21 protein-coding genes are annotated in these 25854 nt (G+C 69.0%); 4 read left to right on the plus strand and 17 right to left on the minus strand.

Features of this window, described 5'->3' with window-relative positions; translation table 11 throughout:
- Window positions 1-223: 223 nt before the first annotated feature.
- Window positions 224-6103, minus strand: coding sequence for an excinuclease ABC subunit UvrA (uvrA, locus tag RZR99_RS18325; protein ID WP_323121183.1), 5880 nt, complete (start codon window positions 6101-6103; stop codon window positions 224-226).
- A 716-nt stretch (window positions 6104-6819) separates the two neighbouring features.
- On the opposite strand from uvrA, the gene RZR99_RS18330 reads away from it, so the two are divergent.
- Window positions 6820-7254 (plus strand): universal stress protein, encoded by a 435-nt coding sequence (locus tag RZR99_RS18330; RefSeq protein WP_323121184.1) that lies wholly within the window; start codon window positions 6820-6822, stop codon window positions 7252-7254.
- 106 nt (window positions 7255-7360) lie between these two features.
- On the opposite strand, the gene RZR99_RS18335 is transcribed toward RZR99_RS18330, so the two are convergent.
- From RZR99_RS18335 to RZR99_RS18400, 14 genes are read right to left on the minus strand one after another with little or no spacing between them, the layout of a single operon-like run.
- Window positions 7361-8761, minus strand: coding sequence for an MFS transporter (locus tag RZR99_RS18335; protein ID WP_323121185.1), 1401 nt, complete (start codon window positions 8759-8761; stop codon window positions 7361-7363).
- A 28-nt stretch (window positions 8762-8789) separates the two neighbouring features.
- The gene (locus RZR99_RS18340) at window positions 8790-10037 is read right to left on the minus strand and encodes an NAD(P)/FAD-dependent oxidoreductase (protein WP_323121186.1); all 1248 of its coding nucleotides are present in this window, start codon (window positions 10035-10037) and stop codon (window positions 8790-8792) included.
- On the minus strand, window positions 10030-10995 hold the full coding sequence (locus RZR99_RS18345) for a VOC family protein (protein ID WP_323121187.1): 966 nt from the start codon (window positions 10993-10995) through the stop codon (window positions 10030-10032). Before RZR99_RS18345 ends, RZR99_RS18340 begins: the two co-directional genes overlap by 8 nt.
- A 16-nt stretch (window positions 10996-11011) precedes the next feature.
- Complete coding sequence (locus tag RZR99_RS18350; protein WP_323121188.1) at window positions 11012-12502, minus strand: aldehyde dehydrogenase; 1491 nt, start codon at window positions 12500-12502, stop codon at window positions 11012-11014.
- A 22-nt stretch (window positions 12503-12524) separates the two neighbouring features.
- Complete coding sequence (locus RZR99_RS18355; protein ID WP_323121189.1) at window positions 12525-13352, minus strand: aspartate dehydrogenase; 828 nt, start codon at window positions 13350-13352, stop codon at window positions 12525-12527.
- Complete coding sequence (locus RZR99_RS18360; RefSeq protein ID WP_323121190.1) at window positions 13345-15018, minus strand: thiamine pyrophosphate-binding protein; 1674 nt, start codon at window positions 15016-15018, stop codon at window positions 13345-13347. Before RZR99_RS18360 ends, RZR99_RS18355 begins: the two co-directional genes overlap by 8 nt.
- Window positions 15011-15808 carry an SDR family oxidoreductase gene (locus tag RZR99_RS18365; RefSeq protein WP_323121191.1) on the minus strand — a complete coding sequence of 266 codons (798 nt, stop codon included), beginning with the start codon at window positions 15806-15808 and terminating at the stop codon, window positions 15011-15013. Before RZR99_RS18365 ends, RZR99_RS18360 begins: the two co-directional genes overlap by 8 nt.
- Window positions 15805-16647, minus strand: coding sequence for an IclR family transcriptional regulator (locus RZR99_RS18370; protein ID WP_407655469.1), 843 nt, complete (start codon window positions 16645-16647; stop codon window positions 15805-15807). Before RZR99_RS18370 ends, RZR99_RS18365 begins: the two co-directional genes overlap by 4 nt.
- Window positions 16648-16655: 8 nt before the next feature.
- Window positions 16656-17555 carry an alpha/beta fold hydrolase gene (locus tag RZR99_RS18375; protein ID WP_323121193.1) on the minus strand — a complete coding sequence of 300 codons (900 nt, stop codon included), beginning with the start codon at window positions 17553-17555 and terminating at the stop codon, window positions 16656-16658.
- Window positions 17556-17571: 16 nt separating this feature from the next.
- Window positions 17572-18099 carry a cupin domain-containing protein gene (locus RZR99_RS18380; protein ID WP_323121194.1) on the minus strand — a complete coding sequence of 176 codons (528 nt, stop codon included), beginning with the start codon at window positions 18097-18099 and terminating at the stop codon, window positions 17572-17574.
- A gap of 29 nt (window positions 18100-18128) precedes the next feature.
- Window positions 18129-18899, minus strand: coding sequence for an SDR family oxidoreductase (locus RZR99_RS18385; protein ID WP_323121195.1), 771 nt, complete (start codon window positions 18897-18899; stop codon window positions 18129-18131).
- Complete coding sequence (locus tag RZR99_RS18390; protein ID WP_323121196.1) at window positions 18892-19965, minus strand: aromatic ring-hydroxylating dioxygenase subunit alpha; 1074 nt, start codon at window positions 19963-19965, stop codon at window positions 18892-18894. The genes RZR99_RS18385 and RZR99_RS18390 overlap by 8 nt, the downstream gene beginning before the upstream one ends.
- A gap of 34 nt (window positions 19966-19999) precedes the next feature.
- Window positions 20000-20311 carry a recombinase-like helix-turn-helix domain-containing protein gene (locus RZR99_RS18395; protein ID WP_323121197.1) on the minus strand — a complete coding sequence of 104 codons (312 nt, stop codon included), beginning with the start codon at window positions 20309-20311 and terminating at the stop codon, window positions 20000-20002.
- 1 nt (window position 20312) lies between these two features.
- Window positions 20313-20630 (minus strand): non-heme iron oxygenase ferredoxin subunit, encoded by a 318-nt coding sequence (locus tag RZR99_RS18400; protein ID WP_323121198.1) that lies wholly within the window; start codon window positions 20628-20630, stop codon window positions 20313-20315.
- A 434-nt stretch (window positions 20631-21064) separates the two neighbouring features.
- On the opposite strand from RZR99_RS18400, the gene RZR99_RS18405 reads away from it, so the two are divergent.
- On the plus strand, window positions 21065-22141 hold the full coding sequence (locus RZR99_RS18405; RefSeq protein ID WP_323121199.1) for a porin: 1077 nt from the start codon (window positions 21065-21067) through the stop codon (window positions 22139-22141).
- 64 nt (window positions 22142-22205) lie between these two features.
- Here the strand turns inward: RZR99_RS18405 and RZR99_RS18410 are convergent, their stop codons facing one another.
- On the minus strand, window positions 22206-23138 hold the full coding sequence (locus RZR99_RS18410; RefSeq protein ID WP_323121200.1) for an IclR family transcriptional regulator: 933 nt from the start codon (window positions 23136-23138) through the stop codon (window positions 22206-22208).
- An 89-nt stretch (window positions 23139-23227) separates the two neighbouring features.
- Window positions 23228-23842 carry an alpha-ketoglutarate-dependent dioxygenase AlkB family protein gene (locus RZR99_RS18415; RefSeq protein WP_323121201.1) on the minus strand — a complete coding sequence of 205 codons (615 nt, stop codon included), beginning with the start codon at window positions 23840-23842 and terminating at the stop codon, window positions 23228-23230.
- A 133-nt stretch (window positions 23843-23975) separates the two neighbouring features.
- Here RZR99_RS18415 and RZR99_RS18420 point away from each other — a divergent pair, with 133 nt between their 5' ends.
- The gene (locus RZR99_RS18420; protein WP_323121202.1) at window positions 23976-24560 is read left to right on the plus strand and encodes a malonic semialdehyde reductase; all 585 of its coding nucleotides are present in this window, start codon (window positions 23976-23978) and stop codon (window positions 24558-24560) included.
- 78 nt (window positions 24561-24638) lie between these two features.
- Window positions 24639-25802, plus strand: a complete 1164-nt coding sequence (locus tag RZR99_RS18425; protein WP_323121203.1) for a metallophosphoesterase — start codon at window positions 24639-24641, stop codon at window positions 25800-25802.
- Window positions 25803-25854 lie beyond the last annotated feature (52 nt).

Raw genomic sequence — 25854 nt, forward strand, 5'->3', positions numbered from 1 at the left:
GCGCGTCCTGGTCGAGGATGGGCCGCTGGCCGAAGCACGGCACCAGGACGCGCGTCCCCTTCGCCGATCGCACGAGACGGCGCGCGGCCGGCTTACCGCCGCCGGTGCGGCGCCATGCACCCCGTCTCAGCAACACGCCTGCCGCACCCGACGAACGCGGCAGGCTCACGACCGCGGCGCCTTGTGCCGCGCCAGACGTATTTCGCGGAAAGCCGCGAGCGGATCACTTCGACTCGCCGCCACGCGCCAGCACCGGTTCGAGTGCTCGCCCCGTATGACTCGCGCTCACCCGCACGAGCGCTTCCGGCGACGCCGCCGCGACGATCGTGCCGCCCCCCGCGCCGCCCTCCGGGCCGAGATCGATGATCCAGTCCGCCTCCGCGATCACGTCGAGGTCGTGCTCGATCACGACGACGCTGTGCCCCGCGTCCACGAGCCGGTGCAGCACGCGGATCAGCCTCGCGACGTCCGCCATGTGCAGGCCGACGGTCGGCTCGTCGAGCACGTATAGCGTATGCGGCGCTTTCTGGCCGCGCCGCCCGATGTCGTCTCGCACCTTGCTCAGCTCGGTGACGAGCTTGATCCGCTGCGCCTCGCCGCCGGACAGCGTCGGCGACGGCTGGCCGAGCGTCAGGTAGCCCAGGCCGACATCCTTCATCAACTGCAGCGGATGCGCGATGTTCGAGATCGGCGCGAAGAACTCGACCGCTTCGTCGATCTCCATCGTCAGCACATCGCCGATGTTCCTGCCGCGCCACGTGACCGCGAGCGTCTCCGGATTGAAGCGCTGCCCGTGGCACACGTCGCACGGCACCTTCACGTCGGGCAGGAAACTCATGCCGATCGTGCGTACGCCCTGCCCCTCGCAGGCCGGGCAACGCCCGTCGCCGGTGTTGAACGAGAAGCGCGACGCCGTATAGCCGCGCGCACGCGCCTCCAGCGTATCCGCGAACAGTTTGCGGATGGTGTCCCACACGCCGATATAGGTCGCCGGGCAGGAGCGCGGCGTCTTGCCGATCGGCGTCTGATCGACTTCGAGCACACGATCGATCGGCGCCCAGCCGCTGATCGACTCGCAGCCCTGCCACGCATGCGTGACGTCGAGCGGCGGCCGCGGCGCGCTGCGCGCCAGCACGCTCGCCCGGCGGTTCGCCGCCGGCGCTTCCTGCCGCGCGGCATTGCGCGCGCGGCGCGTCGCCGGCGACGACAGCACCGAACGGCCGACCGCGTCGAGCAGGTTCGTCATCAGCACGTCGCGCGCGAGCGTCGATTTCCCCGACCCGCTCACGCCCGTCACCGCGACGAGCCGCCCGAGCGGAATGCCGACCGTGACGTCGCGCAGGTTGTGCAGCTTGCCGCCGTGCACCGTCAGCCAGTGCTCCGGCACCGCAGGCACCGCCGGGGCCCGCTTCGCCGCACTCGGCGGCGCCACGGCGCGGCGCGGCTGCAGCGGGTGCACGATCGGCTGCGCGAGAAAACGCCCGGTCAGCGAGTCGGCCTGCGCGGACAGCGCCGCGACCCCGCCCTGCGCGACCAGCGTGCCGCCGCGCTTGCCGGCGCCCGGGCCGATATCGATGATGTGATCGGCGCGGCGAATCGTGTCCTCGTCATGCTCGACGACGACGAGCGTATTGCCCTTGTCGCCCAGCTTGCGCAGCGCGTTCAGCAGGATCTGGTTGTCGCGCGGATGCAGGCCGATCGTCGGCTCGTCGAGCACGTAACAGACGCCCTGCAGGTTGCTGCCCAGTTGCGCGGCGAGCCGGATGCGCTGCGCCTCGCCGCCCGACAGGCTCGGCGCGGCGCGATCGAGGCTCAGGTAGCCGAGCCCGACTTCCTCCAGGAACGCGAGGCGGCTGCCGATCTCGCCGACGATGTCGCGCGCGATCTGCGCGTCGCGCCCGGCGAGCTGCAGGCTGTCGATCCAGCGCCGCGTATCGGACACGGTCCACTGCGCGACCGTGACGATCGATTGGCCTTCGAAGGCCACCGCACGCGCGGACGGATTCAGCCGCGTGCCGCCGCAATCCGGGCACGGCGTATCGCCGACGCCCTCCGGTTCCAGCTCGTCGGAAGGCAACGTCTGCTCGCGGCCCCGGCCGTCCTCGACGAGCACCGTGTCGTCGTAGGCCGCGCGCTGCTCGCGGGTGAGCGCAAGGCCGGTCCCGACGCAGGTCGTGCACCAGCCGTGCTTGCTGTTGTACGAGAACATCCGCGGGTCCAGCTCCGGATAGCTCGTGCCGCACACCGGGCACGCGCGCTTGACCGACAGCACCTTCACCGCGCCGACCCGCGCGCTCGAGTCGCCGTTCGTCATCGCCTGCCGCAGGCCGTCGAGCGGCGCGAGCAGGTGTATCACGCCCTTGCCGAGTTCGAGCGCTTCGTCGAGCCGCTGCCGCAGCTCGGCTTCGTTGTCCGGCGACACGACCAGGTCCGCCACCGGCAGCTCGATCGTATGTTCGCGGAAACGGTCGAGCTTCGGCCACGGGTCGACCGGCACGAATTCGCCGTCGACGCGCAGATGCGTGCCGCCGCGCGCCTTCGCCCACTTCGCGAGATCCGTGTATATGCCCTTGCGATTGACGACGAGCGGCGCGAGCAGCCCGACGTGCTCGCCGCGATGATCGCGCAGCAGTTGCGCGGCGATCGACTCGACGGTTTGCGACGTCACCGGCGTGCCGTCGTGGATGCAATGCTGCAGACCGAGCTTCACATACAGCAGCCGCAGGAAGTGCCAGACTTCGGAAGTCGTCGCGACCGTGCTCTTGCGGCCGCCGCGCGAGAGCCGCTGCTCGATCGCGACGGTCGGCGGAATGCCGTACACCGCATCGACTTCCGGGCGCCCCGCCGGCTGCACGATCGAGCGCGCGTACGCGTTCAGCGATTCGAGGTAGCGACGCTGGCCCTCGTGGAACAGGATGTCGAACGCGAGCGTCGACTTGCCGGAGCCGGACACGCCGGTCACCACGTTGAACTTGCCGTGCGGGATATCGACGTCGAGCGCCTTCAGGTTGTGCTCGCGCGCGTTGACGATCCGCACGACGTCCTCGCCCTCGATCGCCCGCCGCGCGCGCGCCGCGCTCAACGCGGCCTGCAGCGGCACGCCCGCTTCGTCGGGCGCGGCCGCGGCGTCCATCGCGCGGTCGTATTGCAGCAGCGCCTCGCCGGTATGCGACCCGGCGCAGGCTTTCACGTCGTCGGGCGTGCCCACGCACAGCACGAGGCCGCCGCCGTCGCCGCCCTCCGGGCCGAGGTCGATCAGCCAGTCGGCCGCGCGGATCACGTCGAGATTGTGCTCGATCACGATCAGCGAATGGCCGCTCGCAAGCAGCTTGTCGAACGCCTGCATCAGCTTCGCGATGTCGTCGAAGTGCAGCCCCGTGGTCGGTTCGTCGAACATGAACAGACGCGCCCGCGCGGCACGCGCCTCTTCCGTGACGATACGGCGCCCGCCGCCGGTCTTCGCGGATTCCGCGAGAAAGCCCGCCAGCTTCAGCCGCTGCGCTTCGCCGCCCGACAGGGTCGGCACCGGCTGGCCGAGCTTCACGTATTCGAGCCCGACGTCGACGATCGGCTGCAGCACGCGCAGCACCTCGGCGTCGGCGGCGAAGAACGCCGCGGCTTCGCTCACGGTCAGATCGAGCACGTCGGCAACGCTGAGTGCGCGGCCGTCGCGCTCGATCCGCACGTCGAGAATCTCCGCCCGGTAGCGCCGGCCGTCGCAGTCCGGGCAGCGCAGATAGACGTCGCTCAGGAACTGCATCTCGATGTGCTCGAAGCCGGAGCCGCCGCACGTCGGGCAGCGGCCGTCGCCGGAGTTGAAGCTGAAGGTGCCCGCGCCGTAGCCGCGCTGCAGCGCGAGCGGCACCTTCGCGAACAGCTTGCGAATCTCGTCGAACGCGCCGACATAACTTGCCGGGTTCGAGCGCGTGGTCTTGCCGATCGGCGACTGATCGACGAACACGACATCGCCCACCTGCTCCGCGCCCGTCAGGCGGCGGTACGCGCCCGGCGACTCGGTGGCGCGGCCCAGTTGCCGCGCCATCGCCGGATAGAGCACGTCCTGCAGCAGCGTCGATTTGCCGGAACCCGACACGCCCGTCACGCAAACGAGGCGCTGCAACGGGATCTCGACCGTCACGTCGCGCAGATTGTGTTCGCTCGCGCCTTCGAGCACGATGCGCGGCGTGTGCGCATCCACCGGACGGCGCGACCAGTTCGACGCATGCGCGACATGCTTGCGGCCGCCGAGATACTCGCCCGTCAGCGTGCGGGCCGACCGAATGTCGCCGGGCAAGCCGTCGTAGACGATCGTGCCGCCGCGCTCGCCCGGACCGGGCCCCATGTCGATCAGCCGGTCGGCCGCGAGCATCACCGAGGGATCGTGTTCGACGACCACCAGCGTATTGCCCGCGTCGCGCAGGCGCAGCATCGCCTCGACGATCCGGTTCAGGTCGCGCGGATGCAGTCCGATGCTCGGCTCGTCGAGCACGAACAGCGTCTTGGTCAGCGAGGTGCCGAGCGCGGTCGTCAGGTTGATCCGCTGCACTTCGCCGCCCGACAGCGTGCGGCTCTGCCGATCGAGCGTCAGGTAGCCCAGCCCGACGTCGCATAGATACTTCAGCCGCGTGCGCACCTCCGCGAGCAACAGCTTCAGCGCGTCGTCGAGCAGCGCGCTCGGCAGGCTGACGTCGTCGAAGAAGCGGCGAATCCGCTCGATCGGCAACAGCATCAGGTCGTGCATCGTCAGGCCCGGCAGCGCTTCGAGCTGAGCGCGAGTCCAGTCGACGCCGCGCGGCATGAAACGGCCGGCGGGCGCGAGCGCCGCGTCGGCGTTCGCCTTCGTGCCGAGCCGCCACAGCAGCGACTCCGTCTTGAGGCGTGCGCCGCCGCACGCTTCGCACGGCGTGTAGCTGCGGTATTTCGACAGCAGCACGCGGATATGCATCTTGTACGCTTTCGACTCAAGGTAGCCGAAGAAGCGCTTCACGCCGTACCACTGGCTCTGCCATTTGCCGTTCCAGTCCGGCGAGCCGTTGACGACCCAGTCCCGCTCCTCCCGCGACAGTTCGGCCCACGGCGTATCGCGCCGGATGTTCGCCTTCGACGCATAGCGCATCAGGTCGTCCTGGCACTCCTTCCATGCGGGCGTCTGCATCGGCTTGATTGCGCCGCCGCGCAGCGTCTTGCGTTCGTCCGGGATCACGAGGCCGAGATCGACGCCGATCACGCGACCGAAGCCCCGGCAGGTTTCGCATGCGCCGTACGCCGAGTTGAACGAGAACAGCGCCGCCTGCGGGTCCGCGTAGCGCAGATCGCTGTCCGGGTTATGCAGCCCGGTGGAAAAGCGCCACACCTGGGATTCCGCCGCCGCGTCGCCCGCGCCGTCCGCCTGCGGCGCGAGCACGTAGACGTTCACCCGCCCGCCGCCGCGCTTGAGCGACGCTTCGATCGCCTCGATCACGCGCACCTTGTCGACCTGATGCACGCGGAAGCGGTCCGCCACCACGTCGAGCACCTTGCGCGGCCCGGTGGCCGACGCGATTTCGCGCTGCGCCTGCACGCGCGTATAGCCGCTCGCCGACAGCCACTGCTCGACCTCCTCGGCCGTCACCGTGTCCGGCAATTCGACCGGGAATGTCGCCACGAGCCGGGGATCGCCATCCGCCGTGCGCGCGGCCAGTTCCGCGTAGATCGTCTCCGGCGTGTCGTGCCGCACCGGCTGCGCGTTGCGCCGGTCGAACAGTTCCGCCGCGCGTGCGTACAGGAGTTTCAGGTGGTCGTTGAGCTCGGTCATCGTGCCGACGCTCGAGCGCGAGCTGCGCACCGGATTGGTCTGGTCGATCGCGATCGCGGGCGGCACGCCGTCAACGCGATCGACCAGCGGCCGGTCCATCCGGTCGAGAAACTGCCGCGCATACGCGCTGAACGTTTCGACGTAGCGCCGCTGGCCTTCCGCGTACAGGGTGTCGAATACAAGACTCGATTTGCCGGAACCCGACGGGCCGGTCACGACCGTCATTTCGCCGGTGCGCAAATCGAGATCGAGATGCTTGAGATTGTGCTGACGTGCTCCGCGAATGCGGATCAGATTGCTGGATGACAATTTATCTGCCCGTCTGAATGAGTTGGCCAGGGGTCACGGTGCCGCAAGGCGGCCGGACGCCCGTGCCGCCATGCGGACTCACGGGGCGTTCAGCCTAGTTTCGAACGGGTACTATACTGTATGTTCATACAGGTACGATACTGAAATTGCTATCGTGAAAACATCAACGATAGCAATGAGTGAAGCAGATTGATCTGCCGGCAGCATGCGTTGCTGCCGGCATGAGCGCGGCGCGGCGTATCGCGCAAGGCCCGCGAAATCCGGCACGCCCCCCCATGAGATGAAGGCCCCCCTGCCAGCATCGATATGGGAAGTCCGCGCAGCGTCGACGATGTGTCCCGGGGAACGATTGAAGGCCGCGCTGCACGCCATCGCAATGGATGCTCGCCGCCTCGGACGCATGGTACGGCCGGGGCAGTCGATTGCCGCGCCGGGCACCCTTGCGCATGATCGGTCGCGGGTGCGCGATCCGAGTCTGGCCGCGGTTGCCCGTGCGCTCGACGTCCCCCCGAACCCGGAGCGCCGTCTGGTGACACATCCGCTTGCCGGATGTCATCGTGTGCACGCCCCTCGGCAACGGCGCCGAGGCGCCCCGCATGCCCGCCTTCCCGCGTGTTTACGTCTTTTTTACATCCCGCCCGCATCTCTTTAGACCAGACGGACCGCAACGCGATTAGCCTGTCGTCATCGCTTTCAACCCGACAGGAAGTACCGCCATGCTCAAGCTACTGGTTCCGGTCAGCCGATCTCTGCGCTCGCTGCAGGCCGTCCGGCACGCCGTTTTTCTGTACCACGAGCGATGCGCATCCGAAGTCGTGCTGGTCAATGTCCAACCTCCGCTCGAATCCACCCGCCTCGAAGCCTTCCATCCGCTTGCCAAGCTGCGCCAGATCGAACACGATTTCTCCGAAGGCGAACTGGCAAAAGCCATCAGCATCCTCAAGGACGCTAACGTCAAATACTCGGTCGCGATGAAGGTCGGCCCGGTCGCCGACACGATCGCGGCCTGCGCCGCCGAAAACGGCTGCGACGAGATTGTCGTCGTCGCGCCGCGCCGCGATCCGCTCCACGCCATGATCCACTTCTTCCACCAGAGCGTGCTCGATCGCCTGGTGCGCATCTCCAACGTGCCCGTCACCGCCGTGCAGTAAGCCTGCTCGCGAACGAAGCCCGCCCACGGCCCGGCGCGACGCGCGGGCCGTTGTCGCTCGCGGCGCATCGAACGCGCGGCCCCGCACGCCGCCGGCCGCCGCGACATCACGCCTCCAGCTTCTCCAGCACCTGCCCCTTGGTCTCGATGCCGATGAAGTGCACCGTGAGCGCCGCGATCAGCGGCACCGCGCCGAGCAGATAGAACGCCGGGCTCAGATCGCCGCCGACGATCGCGTGCGGCACCACCATCGGCGCGACGAACGACGCGACCTTCAGCCATGCGCTGCCCAGTCCGCACCCCGACGCGCGAATGCTGGTCGGATACTGTTCCGGTGTGTACACGTAGGCCGTGATGAAGCCCGACGCCATCAGCCCCACCGCGAGCGAGCAGAATGCCGCGACCACGTACACCGACGACGCGTGATAGACGCCCGCCAGCGCCAGCGACACCGCGCACAGCACGAACGACCCGGTGATCACCGGCTTGCGCCCGAACACATCGACGGTCAAGGCCGACACGAGCGAGCCGAGCACGCCCATCACCGAGCCGAGCACGGCCAGATTCAACGCGAGCTGCAGCGGCGCATGATAGAAATTCTTGTAGATCGTCGGCAGCCAGGTCGACAGTCCGTACTGGATGAACCCGCAGGTCGCCCACAGCGTCGCGATCGCGATGGTGCGCTTGCGGTAGGCGGCACTGAACAGATCGGCCATTTTGCGCTTCGGGTGACGGCGTACCATCTCGTCGAACTCGTCGGCCTGCGTGACGGGCGGCAGCGTGCCCTTCACCGTCGATTCGAACGTGTTCATCGCGCGCCCCGCGTCGTCGAGCCGTCCGCGCGCGGCCAGCCAGCGCGGCGATTCGGGCACGAGCCGCGTCAGCGCGAACGACAGCAGGAGCGGCATCCCGCCGATGAAGTACATCACCTCCCAGCCGTAGCGCGGCACGAGCCACGCGCCGAGCGCCATCGAGGCCAGCAGGCCGATCGGAAACACGATCTCGTACAGCAGCACGAAGCGGCCGCGCCCGTGCGCGCGGGTGATTTCGTTGATGTAGGTCGCCGCGACCGGCAGCTCGCCGCCGAGACCGAGCCCCTGCGCGATCCGCAGCAGCACGAAGATCTCGAAGGTCGGCGCGAAGCCGCACGCGATGCTCGTGATGCCGATCACAGCGGAGCTCCACGCGATCGCCCGCACCCGTCCGTGACGTTCCGCCAGCGCCGGGAACAGGAACGCGCCGATCAGTTGCCCGATCGCACCCGACGCGATCAGGAAACCGATCTGCGTCGGCGACAGCCCCCATTTGTGGATCAGCAGCGGCAAGGTCGCGGCGATCGTGATCACGTCGAAGCCGTCGAAGAACGTCGCGGTGCCGATCAGCACGCGCGCGCGGATCTGCATCGCGTTCGCGGGCAGCCGCTCGAGCCGCGCGATGATCGCGCCCGGCGTGGACGCCCCCGTCGGGGCCTCGGGCTGGCCGGCCACCACGCTTTCTACTGTGCTCATTCGAATCTCCATGATGACGCGCCGGATGTCAGGCGAGTGCCTTGCCGGTGTCGGCGAGCGCGTCGATCTGCACCGCGCGCCCCTGGTTCATCCATTTGCGCGCGAGTTTCAGGTCGCGCGCCGTGTTGATCGCGATCACGCCGCACAGCAGGCCGTCGCGGACAAAGAACAGCGTGGCGCGCCGCTCCGCCAGGCTGCCGCGCACGACCCGCTGCGCGTCGGCCGGCAGGTCGCCGAGAATCTGCAGGTTCACGTCGTACTGATCGGACCAGAACCACGGAATCTCCGCATAGGCCGCGCGCACCCCGAGCGCCGCCTTCGCCGCCGCGATCGCCTGGTTCTGCGCGTTTGCCCACGATTCGAGCCGCACGCGCCGCTTGAGCCAGGCATTCGGGTGGTTCGCGACGTCGCCGCACGCGAAGATGTCGGGGTCGCTGGTCGCGCCGTACTCGTCGACGACGATGCCGTCGTCGACCTCGAGTCCCGCGTCGCTCGCGAGCGACGCATTGAGCGCGAGACCGATTCCCGCGACCGCGCAATCCGCATCGACGGTCGAGCCGTCGGCGAGCGTCGCGCACACCCGGCGGGGATCGTCGGGATGCGGCGCCAGCATCGCCAGCGATGCGCCGAGCCGTACGTCGACGCCATGCGACCGATGCAGGGCCAGCAGGAAATCCGACACCGCGTCCGGCACGGAGCGCGCGCACAGCCGCGGCGCGCCCTCCACCACCACCACGTCGACGCCGAGCTTGCGCGCGGTAGCCGCCACCTCGAGCCCGATCCAGCCGCCGCCGATCACCAGCACCCGGCGGCTCGCGCGCAGCGTCTCGCCGAGCGCGGCAGCCTCGTCGAGCGTGCGCAGGTAGTGCAGCGCCGGGGTACGAACCAGCGTATCCGGCAAGCGCCGCGACGTGCCGCCGGTCGCGATCACCAGCCGGTCGTAGGCGGCCTCGCGGCCGGATGCGGTACGCACGATGCGCCGCGCCCGATCGATCGACACCGCGCGCTCCGGCTGCCACGCGTCCACGTCGAGCGCGGCGAACGCATCGGGCTGCACCAGCCGCACGGTCGAGATATCCGCCTCGCCCGCCAGCACGGCCTTCGACAGCGGCGGCCGCTCGTACGGCAAATGCGCCTCCTCCGCGATCATCACGATCCGGCCCGCGAACCCTTCGGCGCGCAGCGTCCTGATCGCCCACCCCGCCGCCTGTCCGCCGCCGATCACGACGATCGTGCCGGGTGCGGCGCCCGGCCCCGCCGTTGCCGGATCAGTCATGCTTGCGCTCCGTCATGAACGCGCCTTCCGGCGCCCGCGCGCTCTTCTGGCGGCGCGTGTGGCCGTCGATGCCACCGTCGATCGCCCATTCGGCGAACACCGTCGGCCCGGGTTCGAAATCGCGCGGCTGCCAGTCGGGCGTGAGCATGTCCTCATCCGCGTAGTACTCGATCAGGCCGCCCGCCGGGTTCTGGAAATACCAGAAATAGGCCGACGAGACCGGGTGACGCCCCGGTCCGAGCTGGGTCTCCCATCCGCATCGGCTGATGTGCAGCCCGCCGCCGAACACCTCGTGGATGTCGCGCACCGTGAACGCGACGTGATTGAGCCCGCGCTTGCCGTTCGGCAGCGCCAGCAGGAACAGGTCGTGATGGCCGCCGTGCGGCGCGCAGCGCATGAACGCGCCGCGCCCCGGATAGCGGTCCGACGTCTCGAAGCCGAGCAGCGTGTGATAGAACGCCTCCTGCTCCGCCAGCCGGTTCGTGAAGAACACCACGTGGCCGACCTCGACCGGTTCCGCCCGCTCGTAGATCGGGCTCGGCCGGTCGACCCGCAGCGTTTCGCCCCATACGTTCGACGGCGAGCCCTTGATGTCCAGCGCGCGCTTGCGCGTCACCTCGATGCGGATCGCCATGCCGTTCGGATCGATGCAGCCGAGCACGTCGTCGGTCTCGTAATGGCCCGGCTGGCCGGCGAGCCGGCCGCGCAGCGCGTCCAGATCGGCCGCCGTCGCAACGCCCCAGGTCACTTCCCGCAGCGTCGGCCCCGTTTCGAACGCCGGAGGCAGCGCCGGGTCGTTCGCGTCCACGAGCAACACGGTGCAGCCGTTCAGCGTCTCGAAGCGCGCGTGCGTCGCGTCGTGCGCGATCTCTCGCAGGCCCCAGTCGGTGAAGAAACGGCGGCAGGCCGCCAGGTCGGCGACGCCGTAGCTGATCTGTTCGATGCCAAGAATGCTCATTGCTAATCCTTTTCGCTCAGTTCGCCCAGGGCAGCGGCGCGTCGTTCAAACCCCAGTACAGACTCTTCTGGCGCAGATACTCGCGAATCCCGAGCCGCCCCTTCTCGCGGCCCATCCCGCTCTCCTTCCAGCCCGCGAACGGCGTCGAGATCGAGAACTGCTTGTAGGTGTTGATCCAGACGGTGCCGACGTCCAGCGCGCGCGCTACCCGCCAGGCGCGCGGGTAGTCGCGCGTCCAGATGCCGGCGGCCAGGCCGAACACGCTGTCGTTCGCGTCGGCGATTAGCGATGCTTCGTCGTCGAACGGCATTGCGACCAGCACCGGGCCGAAGATTTCCTCCCGGCAGATGCGGGCGTGGTTATGGAGCCCGTCGAGAATCGTCGGCAGGTAGAAGAACCCGCGTTCGCGGTCTTCGCCCACCGGCCGTTCGCCGCCGCACAGCACGCGGCCGCCTTCGTCGCGGCCGAGCGCGACATAGCGCTCGATCGATTCGCGGTGCGCTCCGCTGATGAGCGGCCCCATCTGCGTGCGCTCGCTCGCCGGATCGCCGACCCGCAGCCGTCGCGCGCCTTCCACGAGCCGCGCGACGAACGTGTCGTAGATCGACCGCTGCACGAACAGCCGCGAGCCCGCGATGCACGATTCGCCCGACGAGCTGAAGATGCCGAACAGCACGCCGTTGACCGCGTGATCGAGATCGGCGTCGTCGAACACGATCGTCGGCGACTTGCCGCCCAGTTCGAGCGACACTGGCATCAGCTTGTCGGCGGCGAGCCGGGCGATCCCCCGGCCGACGTCGGTGCCGCCGGTGAACGACACTTTCTTCACGAGCGGGTGGCGCACCAGCGCGTCGCCGATCACCGAACCCTTGCCGGGGATCACCGACAGCACGCCGCGCGGCACGCCGGCCCGCTCGCACAGCCGCGCGAGCGCCAGCGACGCGAGCGGCGTCGCCTCGGCGGGCTTCAGCACCACCGCGTTGCCGGCCGCGAGCGCCGGCCCGAGCTTCTGCGCATCCGACGCGATCGGCGAATTCCACGGCGTGATCGCCGCCACCACGCCGAGCGGCTCGTGGACGCTCATCGTCAGGTAGTCGCCGCGCGGCGGCGTCAATTCGTCGTCGAGCGTTTCCGCGCACGCCGCGAAATAGCGGAACGTGTTCGCGGCGCTCGTCACCAGCGCGCGCGTTTCGTTGATCGGCTTGCCGTTGTCGCGCCGCTGCAGTTGCGCAAGCGCCTCGTGGTTCGCATTGACCAGTTCCGCGATCCGGTACAGCACGCCCGCGCGCTGGTGCGGTTTCAACCCGGCCCAGTCGGCGCGGCGCCACGCGGCATCGGCGGCGGCCACCGCGTCGTGCGCGTCGGCCGCGTCGGCCATGTGGATTTCCGCGTTGAGCGTCTGATCGGCCGGATAGCGGCTCGGCGTGACCGCGCCGCGCCCGTGGCGCCACTCGCCGCCGATCAGGATGTCGCCCGTCGGGACGAGGGAGGAATCGAATGCAGTCATGATGGGGAAGTCCGTGGCCGGTTCAGATCACACAGCGCGCCGCACGGTTGCGTAGCGCGCGGATCGCGCTGAACGCCGTCAATGCGGAGGTTTTCGGGTTGTCGGGCAGCGGCTTGCCGCTCATTTCGAGCGACATCTCGCCGAACGCGCCGCGCGCGGTGATCCGATGCACGTTGCGCGTCGTCGCGGGGTCGGCGATCAATCGCACGCGGGTTTCGTCCAGGCCGAGTCCCGCGAGCGCGACCGTCGCCGCCACGTTCGCGTTCTTCGGATAGAGCCGGGCCGCATCGCGCGCGCTGCCTTCGAAAATGACGCGCTCGGCGCTCAGCGCGCGCAGGTCGCATAGCGCTTCCGCCGACGTGCCGAGCCAGCCGAGCGGCGGCTTGCGGCCGACGTACAGGACCTCGTCGAGGCCGCCTTGCCGCGCCGCCGCGAGCGCATCGATGCCGCCGATCGCGCCGGACAGCAGCGTGAGCGTCGCGTCGCCCGCGTCGGCGGCCTGCGAGAGCGCGTCGAGCAGCGCGAGATCGGACAGCGCGCCGATCGACGCCACCGCGCAATCCGTGCCCGCCCGCAGCAGCGGCACGACGTGATCGACGAGCGCGCTGTGACCCGCGCATTCGAGCGCGAACTGCGGACGACGCGCGAGCGCCGCCACCGACGACACCACCTCGACGCCCGCGCCCAGCACGTCGCGCACCGCGTCGCACTGGTGCGCCGGCACGATCACGTGCGCGACGCGCAGCGCCGCATCGTGCTCGACCGCGTGATAGACGGCCGCGCCGATCGCGCCGAAGCCGATCATCGCGACGTCGACGGGCGCGTGCCCGGCCGGCCGGTCGTTACGCATACTGACGCTCCTCGGGCTCGTCCTTCTTGACGGGCGGCCCGGCGAACGCGGCGGCGAACGCGCCGACCGACAGCATGTCGACCTCGACGAGCACCGGCCCGTCCTGTGCGATGCCCTCGCGCACGACGGCATCCATCTGGTCGATCGACGTGATCCGGTGGTGCGCGAGGCCGAGACTCCCGCAGAACTGCGCGAAATCCGGCTGATGCAGATCGACGTAGCAGCGCCGGCCGCCGTACTGCGCATCCTGGATATTGCGGATCACGCCGTAGCACTGGTCGTTCATCAGCACGATCATCACGTTCGCGTTTTCCTGGACGGCCGTCGCGAGTTCCCCGACATTGACCATCAGGCCGCCGTCGCCGACCAGGCACACGGTCTTGGCCGCCACGTCCGCCAGCGCCGCGCCGATCGCCATCTGCATGCCCTGGCCGATGCCGCCGCCGAGCGCATGCACGCCCGCGCGCGGCTCGAAGATCTTCAGCAGGCGATTGCCCCACGTGCTGTTCGAGATCGTGACGTCGCGTACCCAGTTGTAGTCGCGGCCGACCGACTGCTGCAGGGCTTCGACGAGGTGCTGGTACGGACCGAGCCCTTTCGCGACGTCGGCGACCGCGCACTCGCGCGCCGCCGCGAGATCGCCGGCGAACGCCGGATCGATCTTCAGCCGCCCTTCGAGCCGGTCGGCCAGTTCACCCAGCACGCGCTTCGCGTCGCCATGCACGAACAGGTCGTTGCGATAGCCGCGATTGTCGGCGAGCGCGTCGGCGTCGATCCGGAACATCGGCCGCGGCAGCGCGAGCTGGTATTTCAGCGTCTCGTTGCCGCGCAGCCGCGAACCGACCACGACGAGCGCATCGCAGGTCCGATAGAAATCCTCCACCGCCGCATGCACGTTGAATGCGCCGAGCGTCGCCGGATGATCCTCGGGCAGCACGCCGCGCCCCTGCACGCTCGTCACCACGCCGAAGCCCAGCGCGACCAGCCGTTCGACCTCGGCGCGCGCGTGGCGCGCGCCGCCGCCCAGCCACAGCAGCGGCCGGCGGGCTTGCGCCAATTGATCGGCGAGGCGTTCGACGCGCGCGCCGTCATGCCCGCAGACGGACACGTGCGGCGGCGCCAGATCGTCCGGCCAATCGATTTCGGCGGCCTGGATGTCGATCGGGATTTCGACCGACACCGGCCCGCTCGGCGCGGTGTGCGCGACGCGCACGGCCTCGCGGATCGTCGGCAGCACGGTCTCCACGGTGCGCACCCGGTACGCGGCCTTCGAGATCGCGCCGAGCATCGACAACTGGTCGGGCGCCTCGTGGATGTAGGCGAGATCCTGGTCGAGATACGGCGTTTCGATCTGGCCGGTGATGTGCAGCAGCGCGGTGCCCGCCGTCAGCGCCTCGACCATCGCGCCCGCCGCGTTGCCCGCCGCGGTGCCGGTGCTGGTGAACGCGACGCCGAGGCCGCCCGACACGCGGGCGAGCCCGTCCGCCATGTTGACGGCGCCCGCTTCGCCGCGCGCACCGACATAGCGGATGCGGCCGCGCGTATGGATCGCGTCGAGGATCGGCATGTTGTGAATCGAGATCACGCCGAACGCGGTCTGGACGCCGCATTGTTCGAGGAAGGCGGCAATCAGTTCGCCCACCGTGGTTCTGGTTTGATTAGACATGGCGCGCAAAGCCTCCGGATACGTCGATATGGCTGCCCGTCGTATACGACGACAGATGGGTGGCAAGGTGGAAAAGCGCCCAGGCGGCTTCATCGGGCCGGCCGAAGCGGTTGAGCGGAATGTGTTTCTTCGCGGCGAGCGCGGCGGTCCATGCGTCCCAGGTTTCGCCGGGCTGCGCCTGCGCTTCGTAGCGGCGCCGCCACTGCCCCGACTCGACGATGCCGATCAGGATCGAGTTGACGCGGATGCGCTGCGGCGCCAGTTCGGTCGCCAGCGATTTCACGAGGCTCAGCACCCCGGCTCGCGCCGACGACGTCGCGACCATATGCGGCTCGGGCTGCAGCGCGAGCAGCGAATTGACGCAGGTCACGGACGGCGCGGCGGCGGCGCGCAGCAGCGGCAGGAACGCGCGGGTCGGCCGGATGATGCTGAAATACTTGAGTTCCAGTTCGTCGCGCCATGCGTCGTCGCTCGTATCCGCGAAGGTCGACACGCGCCCCTGGCCGGCGTTGTTGACCAGCATCCCCGCGCCGCCGAAGCGGCCGGCGACCGCATCGGCGAACGCCGTCACGGCGGCTTCGTCGAGCACGTCGCATTGCGCGGCCAGCAGTTCGCCGCGCGGAAAACGCTCGCCGAGCAGCGCGTTCGCGCGCGCCAGGCGCTCGGCGTCGCGGCCGCAGATCGCCACCGACGCGCCCGCCTGCAGGAACAGCGCGGCCGTCGCGAGGCCGATGCCGGACGAGCCGCCCGTCACGACGGCGACCTGGCCGGTCAAATCGATCTGGATCATCGCAGTCCCAATGACTTCAAATAAGTGTTTTCTTCGGCCGAGCGGTAGTTCAGCCGCCGCGACAGCTCGGCCGCCGCCCGCACGACCTTGTCGATCAGGCCGCCGGCGATCAGCGTCGCGTCGATTTCGGCGCGCGGCACCGTCACCGTGATGACGGCGACGATCTTCCGGGTGTCGTTGCGCACCGGCGCGGTGACCACCGAGATGCCGCGCTCGAACGAGCCGTTGCTGATGCCGTAGCCACGCTCCACGTCGTCGCGGATCAGCGCATACAGCGCCTCGACCGTCTCGGGCGTGGCTTTCGCCGTGCGTTCGAGACGCGCCTCCGGATACAGCGCGCGCAGCGCCTGCAGCGACAGGTCGCCCATCAGCACGTGGCCGTGCGTGGTCGCGTGCGCGGGCAGCCGGGTGCCGACGTTGACCCGCACCGAGCTGAACACCGGCGACTGGCTTTGCGCCTTCGCGACGAAGACGACATCGCGGCCGTCGCGGATCACGATGTGGGTCGTGAAGCCGGTCACGTCGCGCAGCCCCTCGATCACCGGCAAGCCGAGATCCGTCAGCTCCAGCGAGCTGAGGTACTCGAAGCCGAGCCGCAGCACCGCGACGCCGAGCCGGTAGTTGCGGTCCTTGTCCGCCCGCTCGAGAAAGCCGAGCGATTCGAGCGTCTGCAGCAGACGAAACACCGTGGTGCGTGGAATGCCGAGCCGCTTCGACAGCTCCGGCGCGCCCAGCACCGGCTCGCGCGGCGAGAATTCCGCGAGCACCCGCAGCCCGCGTTCGAGCCCGGGCACCACGTAGCTGGCGTCGTTTTTCGGGTCATCCCTATCGTTGTGCATCGGTGAGTTCATCCGGCTTCCCGTTGGGTGTCGCATTGGCGGCAGAACGCATCGATCAGGCCGGCATAGGCGCCCGGCGCCTCGACGTAGCCGGCGTGTCCGGCTTGCGGCATGACCTGCAGGCCGACCCCGGCGGCCGCCGCGATCCGCTCGCAGGCCTCCGGCGGAGTGATCGCGTCGAGGGCGCCGACCGCGACCGCGATCCGGCCGCGAAACGCGGCCAGATCGGCGGCCAGATCGGCATTCGCCAGCAGGTGCGTCGCTTGCGCATAACCGGCGGGCACGATGCGGGCCATGTTCCAGCGGACCCAGTCCCGCGCGGCGTCGCTCGCGTGCGCGGACAGCATGTTTGCGCTGCGCTGCTCGGCCAGCCCCCGCGGACCGAGTTCGGCCAGCATCGCGAGCCGCGTGTCGCGGCGCGCGGCGCGGATCTCGTCAGACGCGCCGCCGTAGCCGCCCGCCGGGGAAATCAGCAGCAGTCCGGCCACCCGTCGGGGCGCGCGGCGCGCGCAGGCGCCCGCGACGAGCGCGCCCAGCGAATGACCGACCAGCACGCAGCGCCCGATCCCGAGCGCGTCGAGCCATGCGGCGAGCGCGGCCGCGTAGTCGGCGGCGCCGGGCGACGCGCCGGACACGGGCGTGGACGCGCCGTACCCCGGCGCATCCCACGCGAGCACGCGCCGCGCGGTGCCGAGCGTATCGAGCAGGCCGATCCACGACGCCGCGCCCGAACCGATCCCGTGCAGCAGCACGACGGGATACTCGGTACCGGCCCGCCCGCCGCCCGCCTCGCGGTAGCCGACGACTCCGGCGGCACCCGTCGCCGCGCGCTGCTCGGGATACGTGTCGAGCAGCGCGGCGAACGGCGCGGCGCCGGTCTCCCGCTTCGGTGTATCGATCGCGTTCATCGCTTCGGCCATCCGCTCAGCGCTTGATGTTCGCCAGCGGCGAATCGGGCGGATAGGTCGGCGTGACAGGCTTCGGCGAACCGAGCATCACGCACATCAGCGCATCCTCCTCGCCGATGTTGATCTCCGTCCGGTACACGCCGGGCGGCACCGAGATCAGATCGCGCTCGCCGAGCGTCGCCTCCCAGCTTTCGCCGTCGCGCTCGCAGATCACCTTGATCCTGCCGCGCAGCACGAAGAAGATTTCCTCGACATCCCGATGGATGTGGCTCGGCCCGATGTTGCCGGCCGGAATCACCATCGTCGAAAACGTGAAGCCGCCCGCCGGCACCGTGTTCACGTCTTTCGCCACCCCGGTGCCGCCCGTGCCGACATAGCGCATCTGCGCGCGGCGGTACTTCGGATCGAAATCGGCCTGGAACTTGAGCGCATCCCAGTCGTAGCGCCGGGTCTGCAGGCGCGCGACGCGGCCCTCCATCCAGTCGCCGAAACTCGCTTCCGCGGGCTGATCCCACGATTTGCGCTCGATATCTGCATCCGCCATCGTCATCTCCTTGTGAGTCGAAGCAAGCATCAATTCATTACGAAGCCGCCGTTGACCGGCAGCAGCTGGCCCGTGACGAAACGCGCCGCGTCGGACAGCAGGAACAGCACGGGGCCCGTCACATCGCCCGGCACCTGCGCGCGCGGCAAAGCACGGCCCTGCAGGTAGAACTCGTGACGCGCGGCCGGCACATACGCGGTCGCCTCCACCTCGGTGAGCCCGGGCGCGATCGCATTGACCGTCACGCCCGCGCCGCCGAATTCGCGGGCGAGCGCATGCGTCATCGCGATCACCGCGCCCTTGCTCGCGACGTACGCGAGCAATTTCGGCGCGCCCCACAGCGCCGTGTCGGACGCGAGGTTGACGATCGCACCGCGGCCGGACGATGCGAGATGCGGCAGCGCCGCGCCGCACGCGAGCCACAGGCCGCGCACGTTGACGTTCATCACCGCGTCCCAGGTGCCGATATCCAGTTCGGTCGCGAGCCGTCCGCCCGAATTCGTGATGGCCGCGTTGTTGATCAGCCCGTCGATACCGCCCAGCCGCCGCGCGCCTTCGGCGACGAACGCCTCGATGCTCGCGGGATCCGCGAGATCGAGCGCGACGAAGTGCGCATCGCGGCCGCCGGCGCCCAGTCGCTGCGCGAGCGCGCGCCCTTCCGCTTCGAGCCGATCGCCGAACACGACGCGCGCGCCGGCGGCCGTCAGCGCCTCGACGAAAGCCGCGCCAAGACCGCGCGCGCCGCCCGTCACGAGCACGCGGCGGCCGTCCAGCGCCACGGGCTGCGTGCGCTCAGTCATGGGCGTGCTCCGTCGCGGCCGCCCGCGCGGCGCGGTGCGCGTCGAGCGCGGCGACGTGCTCCTGCGCGCGCTGGCGCAGCAGGCGGCGCACGCGCGTGATGCCGACGTCGTGCTGGTACAGGTATTCGTGATCGCGCGCGTTCGGCGCCAGGCTTTCGAGCACGTAGCGATCCTGCTCGAGCACGGCCCAGTGCAGCCCCTCGAGGCGGTTGCGGTACATGAAGCGCCACACGTCGCGCTGCCAGCCCTCGACCTTGCGGGTGCGCCAGAAATACACCTGGCAGTGCTCTTGATCGATCGGCGTCGCGAAGCCGACGATGCCGAAGTTGCCGCCGGGGCCGAATTTCTGCTTGTACGGAATCGCGAGACGCAGCCACAGACAGCCGGTTTCACCCAGTTCGACCCAGTCGAAATTCACGTCGCGCTGGTTGACCTTCTCGAACATCAGACCGGTGTCGGTCTTGCGCACGCGCATGTCGGCCTGCTTGTCGCCGTCCGCCATCGAATGCGAGGTCGCGTGCAGGTATGCGCCGTGCATCGGATCCATCACGTTGTCGATCGCGTACTGGTAGTTGCAGGTCCAGTTCGACACGCAGACGAACTGCGCGTACTCCGGCGCGACCAGTTCGTCCGGGAGCCGCAGCGGCTCGGGCTCGCGATGCGCGTCGTCGCCGAACCACAGGAAGATCGCGCCCGCCCGTTCCTCGACCGGATACGACTTCACGCAGGTCTGCCCTTCGAGCGGACAGTTCGACACGGCCGGCACTTTCGTGACCGTGCCGCCGCCGTTCACCTCGACGCCGTGATACCAGCAGGCGACGTGGTCGCCCAGATTCCAGCCGAGCGACAGGCGCGCGCCGCGGTGCGGGCAACGATCCTCGAGCGCGTGGACGCGGCCGGCCTGGTCGCGCCACAGCACGATCTGCTCGGACAGCCGCGTGATGCCGACGGGTGCATTCGACACCTGCCAGCTGGGCGCGACGGGATACCAGTAATTGCAAAGGCCGCGATCGAGATAATCGCGAATCGGGTCGCCGTGGGCGGTCGACCGGGTGGGGGACGTCATCTGTGTACTCCGGATGCGGTTGGGTTCGGCGGCGTTATTCGGCGAGCGCGGCCAGCTCCGCGCGGAAGCGTTCGGCGGTCCAGGCCGTGCCGTCGGGCGTACGAAAACCGAGACGATTCAAGCCGTCGACCACGTCGGACAACTCGGTCGCTCCGGTGTCGAACACGCGCTCGAGCGCGTCGCCGAGATCGTTCTCGTACTGGGTCGGTTCGGCCTTGCGGGTTTGCCACACCTGGTTCGGCATCTGCCCCGGGATCTCGATCTGCCCCTTGCCGGCGACATTGTTCGGCTCGGGCGCCCGCCACGGCTTCAGGTGCGGGTTGAAGTTCACGGTCTTTTCTTGCATGTCAGTCCACCTTGATCTGGATGTCGTCCCCGGCAAGCCGCACCGGATAGGTTTTGAGCGCGCGGCCGCCCGGCCCCTTCAGGCACTCGCCGGTACGCAGATCGAACACCGCTTCGTGCAGCGGGCATTCGACCGTGCCCTCGTCGACGAAGCCCTGCGTCAGCAGCGCATACGCATGCGGACATACGTTTTCGAGCGCGTAGACGTCGGCGCCGATGCGATAGATCCCGATCTCGACGCCGTCGGTGCGCTTGAACTCGATCGGCGAATCCTCGGACAACGCGCCGGCGTGTCCGGCGCAAACCCATTGTTCAGACATCTCACACCCTTCCTTCAGATCGACACGTTGAATGTTCCACATAAGGAACGTCAGTTTATGTATGGTGATTATAGGAGCGACTTTCGAGAAGAAAAATAAAAAGCGGCGTGTCCTAGGGAAAACACCGACCGGCTGTCGAGCAGCCAAATGGCTGCGCCCCATCGTCGACGCAACGCCTCGATATGTCACGTTTTTCCCAGAACTTTCAATGTGTTGCACACAGACTCGCTCAACGGATTCGTCAGCCGAATCACCCGTCAGATTTATTTTTTTCCACTGGACCGACGCCCCTATACTCCATTCCACCAAAGGTACAAGGTTCCATATATGGAACAAATAAGACGCCTGTTTTTGCTGTGGAAATGCGCGTGGCCACTTTTTTCGCGCGCCGCCACCGCCCGTTTTCACATTCAAAACGAAAGTAAGGAGATCCGATGGTCAAGCAAGCATTGGCGGCATTACTGGGCGCAGGCGCCATCACGAGCGCCTGCGCGCAAAGCAGCGTCACGCTGTACGGCAGCGTCGACGCCGGCGTGGCCTACGTGAACAACGTCGGCGGCAGCGCGAAGTGGTTGATGATTCAGGGCAATACCCAGCCGGATCGCTGGGGACTGAAAGGCAGGGAGGACCTGGGTGGCGGGCTGTCGGCGATCTTTCAGCTCGAAAACGGCTTCTATACGAACAACGGCCAGTTCGCCACCGCGAATACGCTGTGGAACCGTGCCGCCTACGTCGGCCTCAGTTCCGAGCGCTACGGCACGCTGACGCTCGGACGCCAGACGCCGCTCAGCTTCGACTGGCTCGATCCGCTCAGCACCGCTTATCTGGCGATGAGCTGGTATGCGTTCCACCCGGGCAACATCGACGGCCTCGCCGCCACCGGCAACGTGCCGTACAACAACGCGGTCAAGTACCGCTCGCCGACCTATGCGGGCTTCACCGCCGCCGCGACGATCGCGCTGGGCAATACGACCGACTTCTCGACCGGCAAGTCACTGGGCTTCGGCCTGCAATACGTGAACGGGCCGTTCAAGGCCTCCGCGGTGTATTCGTCCGAGCACAACCGGTCGCTGCTGATCAGCCAGACCGGCATCGCCAGCTTCCAGGGGCAGAACACGGCGAACGGCTATCTGGCCGACAAGGTGGAGAACATGGGCGCCGGTGCATCGTACGAATTCGGCGCGCTGCTCGTGCACGCGCTTTACACGCGGACGAAAATGCAGTCGAACGGCTTCTCCGACACGTTCCAGAGCTACGACGCCGGCGTGAACTACCGGACGACGGCGGCCAATACGGTGGCGGGCGGCGCGGCCACCTCGACGCTCGCGGGGCGTCGCTGGACCCAGTTCGAACTGGGCGACATCTTCGCGCTGTCGAAGCGCACGCAGCTCTATGCGAACGTGCTGTACCAGCATGCGAACGGCGGCGCGCAGGCGGCGTTCTTCACCGCGGGCGTGTCGAGTTCGGCGAACCAGTTGATCCTGCTGACGGGCATCCATCACTCGTTCTGAGCTGGACGAACGGCGGGCCAGGGGCGCGCGATAACGCCAGAAGCAGCGCGCTCGCGGACGCCGCTCAGAACATCGCCACCCTGTGCCGCGCGTGCGCGACGGTCGGATCGCTGTCGAGCGGCCGGTAGTTGAGGCGCAGCGACAGGTCGACCGCCGCGCCGCATACCGTCTCGACGAGCCGCTCCTTCTCGCCGGCTTCGCCGATCTCCGAGCGCGGCACGGTCGCCGTGATCGCGGCGACGATCGAGCCGGACTGGTCGCGCACCGGCGCGGTCACGGCGGAGATGCCGCTTTCGAACGCGCCTTCGCTCACCGCATAGCCTAGCCGCGCGTATTGGCGAACCCGCTCGTACAGCGCGTCGACGGTCGCGGGCGTGTGCTCGGTGAAGGCTTCGAGCCGCTTCTCCGGATAGAGCTGGCGCATCGCGTCGCGCGTCAGGTCGCCCATCAGGACATGGCCGTGCACCGTGGCATGCGCGGGCAGCCGCGTGCCGACGTGCACCTTCACCGAACCGAACATCGATCCTTGGCTCTGTGCCTTCGCGACGAACACCACATCGCGCTGGTCGCGGATCAGCAGGTGCGTCGTCAGGCCGGTTGCGTCGCGCAGGCGCTCGAGCACCGCGCCGCCGAGATCGGTCAATTCGAGCGAATTCAGGTATTCGAAGCCGAGCCGCAGCACGCCGACGCTCAGCCGGAAATGGCGGTCGCCGTTGACGCGTTCGAGAAAGCCCAGCGCTTCGAGCGTCTGCAGGAGCCGGAAAGTCGTCGTGCGCGGGATGCCGATGCGCTTCGACAGCTCGGGCGCGCCCAGCACCGGCTCGCGCGCGGAGAATTCGGCCAGGATCCGCAGCCCGCGCTCGAGCCCCGGCACCAGATACGACGACGCGCCCGCGGCCTCGTCGTCCCCCGCCATGCCCGCGTCCGCGCCCGGTTGCGGCGCGCCCGCGGACGCGGCGGCGCGTTTCGCTGTGTCGGTGGTGGTTGTCTTGGCCATGTCGGCTACGGTTGAGCGGAAAAGAAACCGAATCATAGCGCGAAGGACACCCCGTTCCGGCGCCCGCCGGCCGGCGCGCATCCCGCGCGCTAGCGCGGCGGCCGCGCGTCGCCGGTCCTCGGCGTCACCCAGCGAAACGTCAGGTTGATCCGTTCGCGCTGCACGCCCGGCTCCTTCGCCACCCGGTGCCGCCAGTCGTCCTGGGTGCGTCCGCGCATCACGAGCAGGCTGCCGTGCGTCAGCCGGTATGCGTGCGTCGTGCCCGTCGCGGTGTGGCGCAGGTCGAACACCCGGGTCGCGCCGAGGCTCACCGACGCGATCACCGGCTCGGCGCCCAGCTCCGGCTCGTTGTCGGCATGCCAGCCCATCCCGTCGGCGCCGCTCCGGTAGCGATTGAGCAGCACGCTGTTGAAGCGCGCGCCGCAGACAGCCTCGGCCGCCAGCGCGAGCTGCCGCACCGCGGGCGTCCAGGCCGCCGGCACGTTGCGGATGCCCGAATACACGTAGACCGCGTCCGGTTCGCCTTGCCAGGCCGTGAGACGCGGCAGCGGCAGCAACCCGCGCGGCGTGCGGATCGCATCCTGCCGCCACGCGACCTCGTCGACGAGCCGCGCGAGCAGCCGGTCGGCTTCGTCGGGCGGCAGCCAGTCGGGGTGCCAGTCGACGTCGGGCGCGGGCCGGTCATCGAACAAATCGAGCGTCATCGGTGAAAATCCCTACATCCGGCTATCATCGCGGCATGGCATCCGCCGGGCTCGCCCCGCGTCCGATGCCGCTTCTTTCGAAATTCTAGTCGCGCGACGGCCCGTCCGTTCGCGCGCGCAACCGGACCTCGACATGCCCCTCTCCGATTCCGCCCTCGATCAGCTGTTCCGCACGGCACGCACGCACAACGCCTGGCTGCCGAAGCCGGTCGACGATGCGCTGCTGCGCCAGCTCGCCGATCTCGCCAAGTTCGGCCCGACCTCGGCCAACTCCAGTCCCGCGCGCTTCGTGTTCGTGACATCGCCGGAAGCGAAGGCGAAGCTCAAGCCCGCGCTGTCCGAAGGCAACCTCGAGAAAACGCTCGCCGCGCCCGTCACCGTGATCGTCGGCATGGACCTGGCGTTCCACGACCATCTGCCGAAGCTGTTCCCGCACGCCGATGCCCGCAGCTGGTTCGCCGGCAACCCGGCGCTGATCGAAGCCACCGCGTTCCGCAACTCGTCGCTGCAGGGCGCGTACCTGATCCTGGCGGCGCGCGCGCTCGGCCTCGACACCGGCCCGATGTCCGGCTTCGATCCGGCCCTGGTCGACGCGGCGTTCTTCGCCGGCACGTCGATCAAGAGCAACTTCCTCGTCAATCTCGGCTACGGCGACGAAAAGGGCTTGTTCCCGCGCAGCCCGCGTTTCGAATTCGACGAATTCGCCCGCATCGAGTAACGCGCCTCCTCGACGCGTTCGTTGCGCACGCCGCGCAGCGGACGCGCTGCCCCACGCCAGCCTGCCCCCGGTTCGCCCATGCGACGCATTTCCGCCTTCCTGCTGCGCCTCACGCTGATCGGCGTGCTGCTCCATCTCTATGTCGGCTTCCGGATCGCGCCCGATCTCGCCGCGCCCGCCGCGCGCTGGGCCGCCGCGATATGGCTCGTCGCGTCGTGTTTCCTGATCCCGCTGGGCATGCTGTCGCGCACTTTCGAACAACAGCCGCTCGGCGACCGCGTCGCATGGGTCGGCCTGCTCGCGATGGGCTTCTTCTCGTCGCTGCTCGTCCTGACGCTCGCGCGCGACGTGCTGCTCGCGTCGCTGCTGACCGTCGACGCGCTCGCGCCCGGCGCGCTGTCGCTTGCCCGCTGGCGCATGCTCACGGCCGCCGGCGTGCCGCTGCTCGCGCTCGCGGTCAGCGCGATCGGTTTCGTCAATGCGCGCCGCCGGGCGCGCGTCGTGACCGTCGACGTGCCGATCGACGACCTGCCCGCCGCGCTCGACGGCTTCACGATCGTCCAGATCAGCGACATCCACGTGGGCCCGACCATCAAGCGCGGCTACGTCGAAGCGATCGTCGACGCGGTGAACGCGCTGCAGCCCGACCTCGTCGCGGTGACGGGCGACGTCGTCGACGGCAAGGTCGAGCAGCTCGCCGGGCACGCCGCGCCGCTCGGCGCGTTGCGGGCGCGGCACGGCGTGTACGTCGTCACCGGCAACCACGAGTACTACTCGGGCGCCGACGCGTGGATCGCCGAATTCCGCCGGCTCGGCCTGCAAGTGCTGCTCAACGAGCACCGCACGCTCGCGCACGGCGACGGCCGGCTCGTGATCGCCGGCGTCACCGATTACTCGGCGGCGGGCTTCGATCCCGCCCACCGAAGCGATCCGAGCGGCGCGCTCGCGGGCGCGCCCGCCGACGTCCGGATCCGGGTGCTGCTCGCGCACCAGCCGCGCAGCGCGAGCGCGGCGGCCGACGCGGGCTTCACGCTACAGCTGTCCGGCCATACCCACGGCGGGCAGTTCTTCCCGTGGAATTTCTTCGTGCGACTGCAGCAGCCGTTCACCGCCGGCCTCGCGCGGCTGAACGGGCTGTGGGTCTACACCAGCCGCGGAACCGGCTACTGGGGACCGCCGAAGCGGTTCGGCGCGCCGTCCGAGATTACCCGGGTAAGGCTCGTCCGACGTCCCGGCGAGTAAGCCGCCCGCCGCCCCTCCTCCCGCGATTGCGTTCGAACGAACGCAATTTCCG

The sequence above is a fragment of the Burkholderia alba genome, assembly GCF_034721475.1.
GTDB lineage: Bacteria > Pseudomonadota > Gammaproteobacteria > Burkholderiales > Burkholderiaceae > Burkholderia > Burkholderia alba.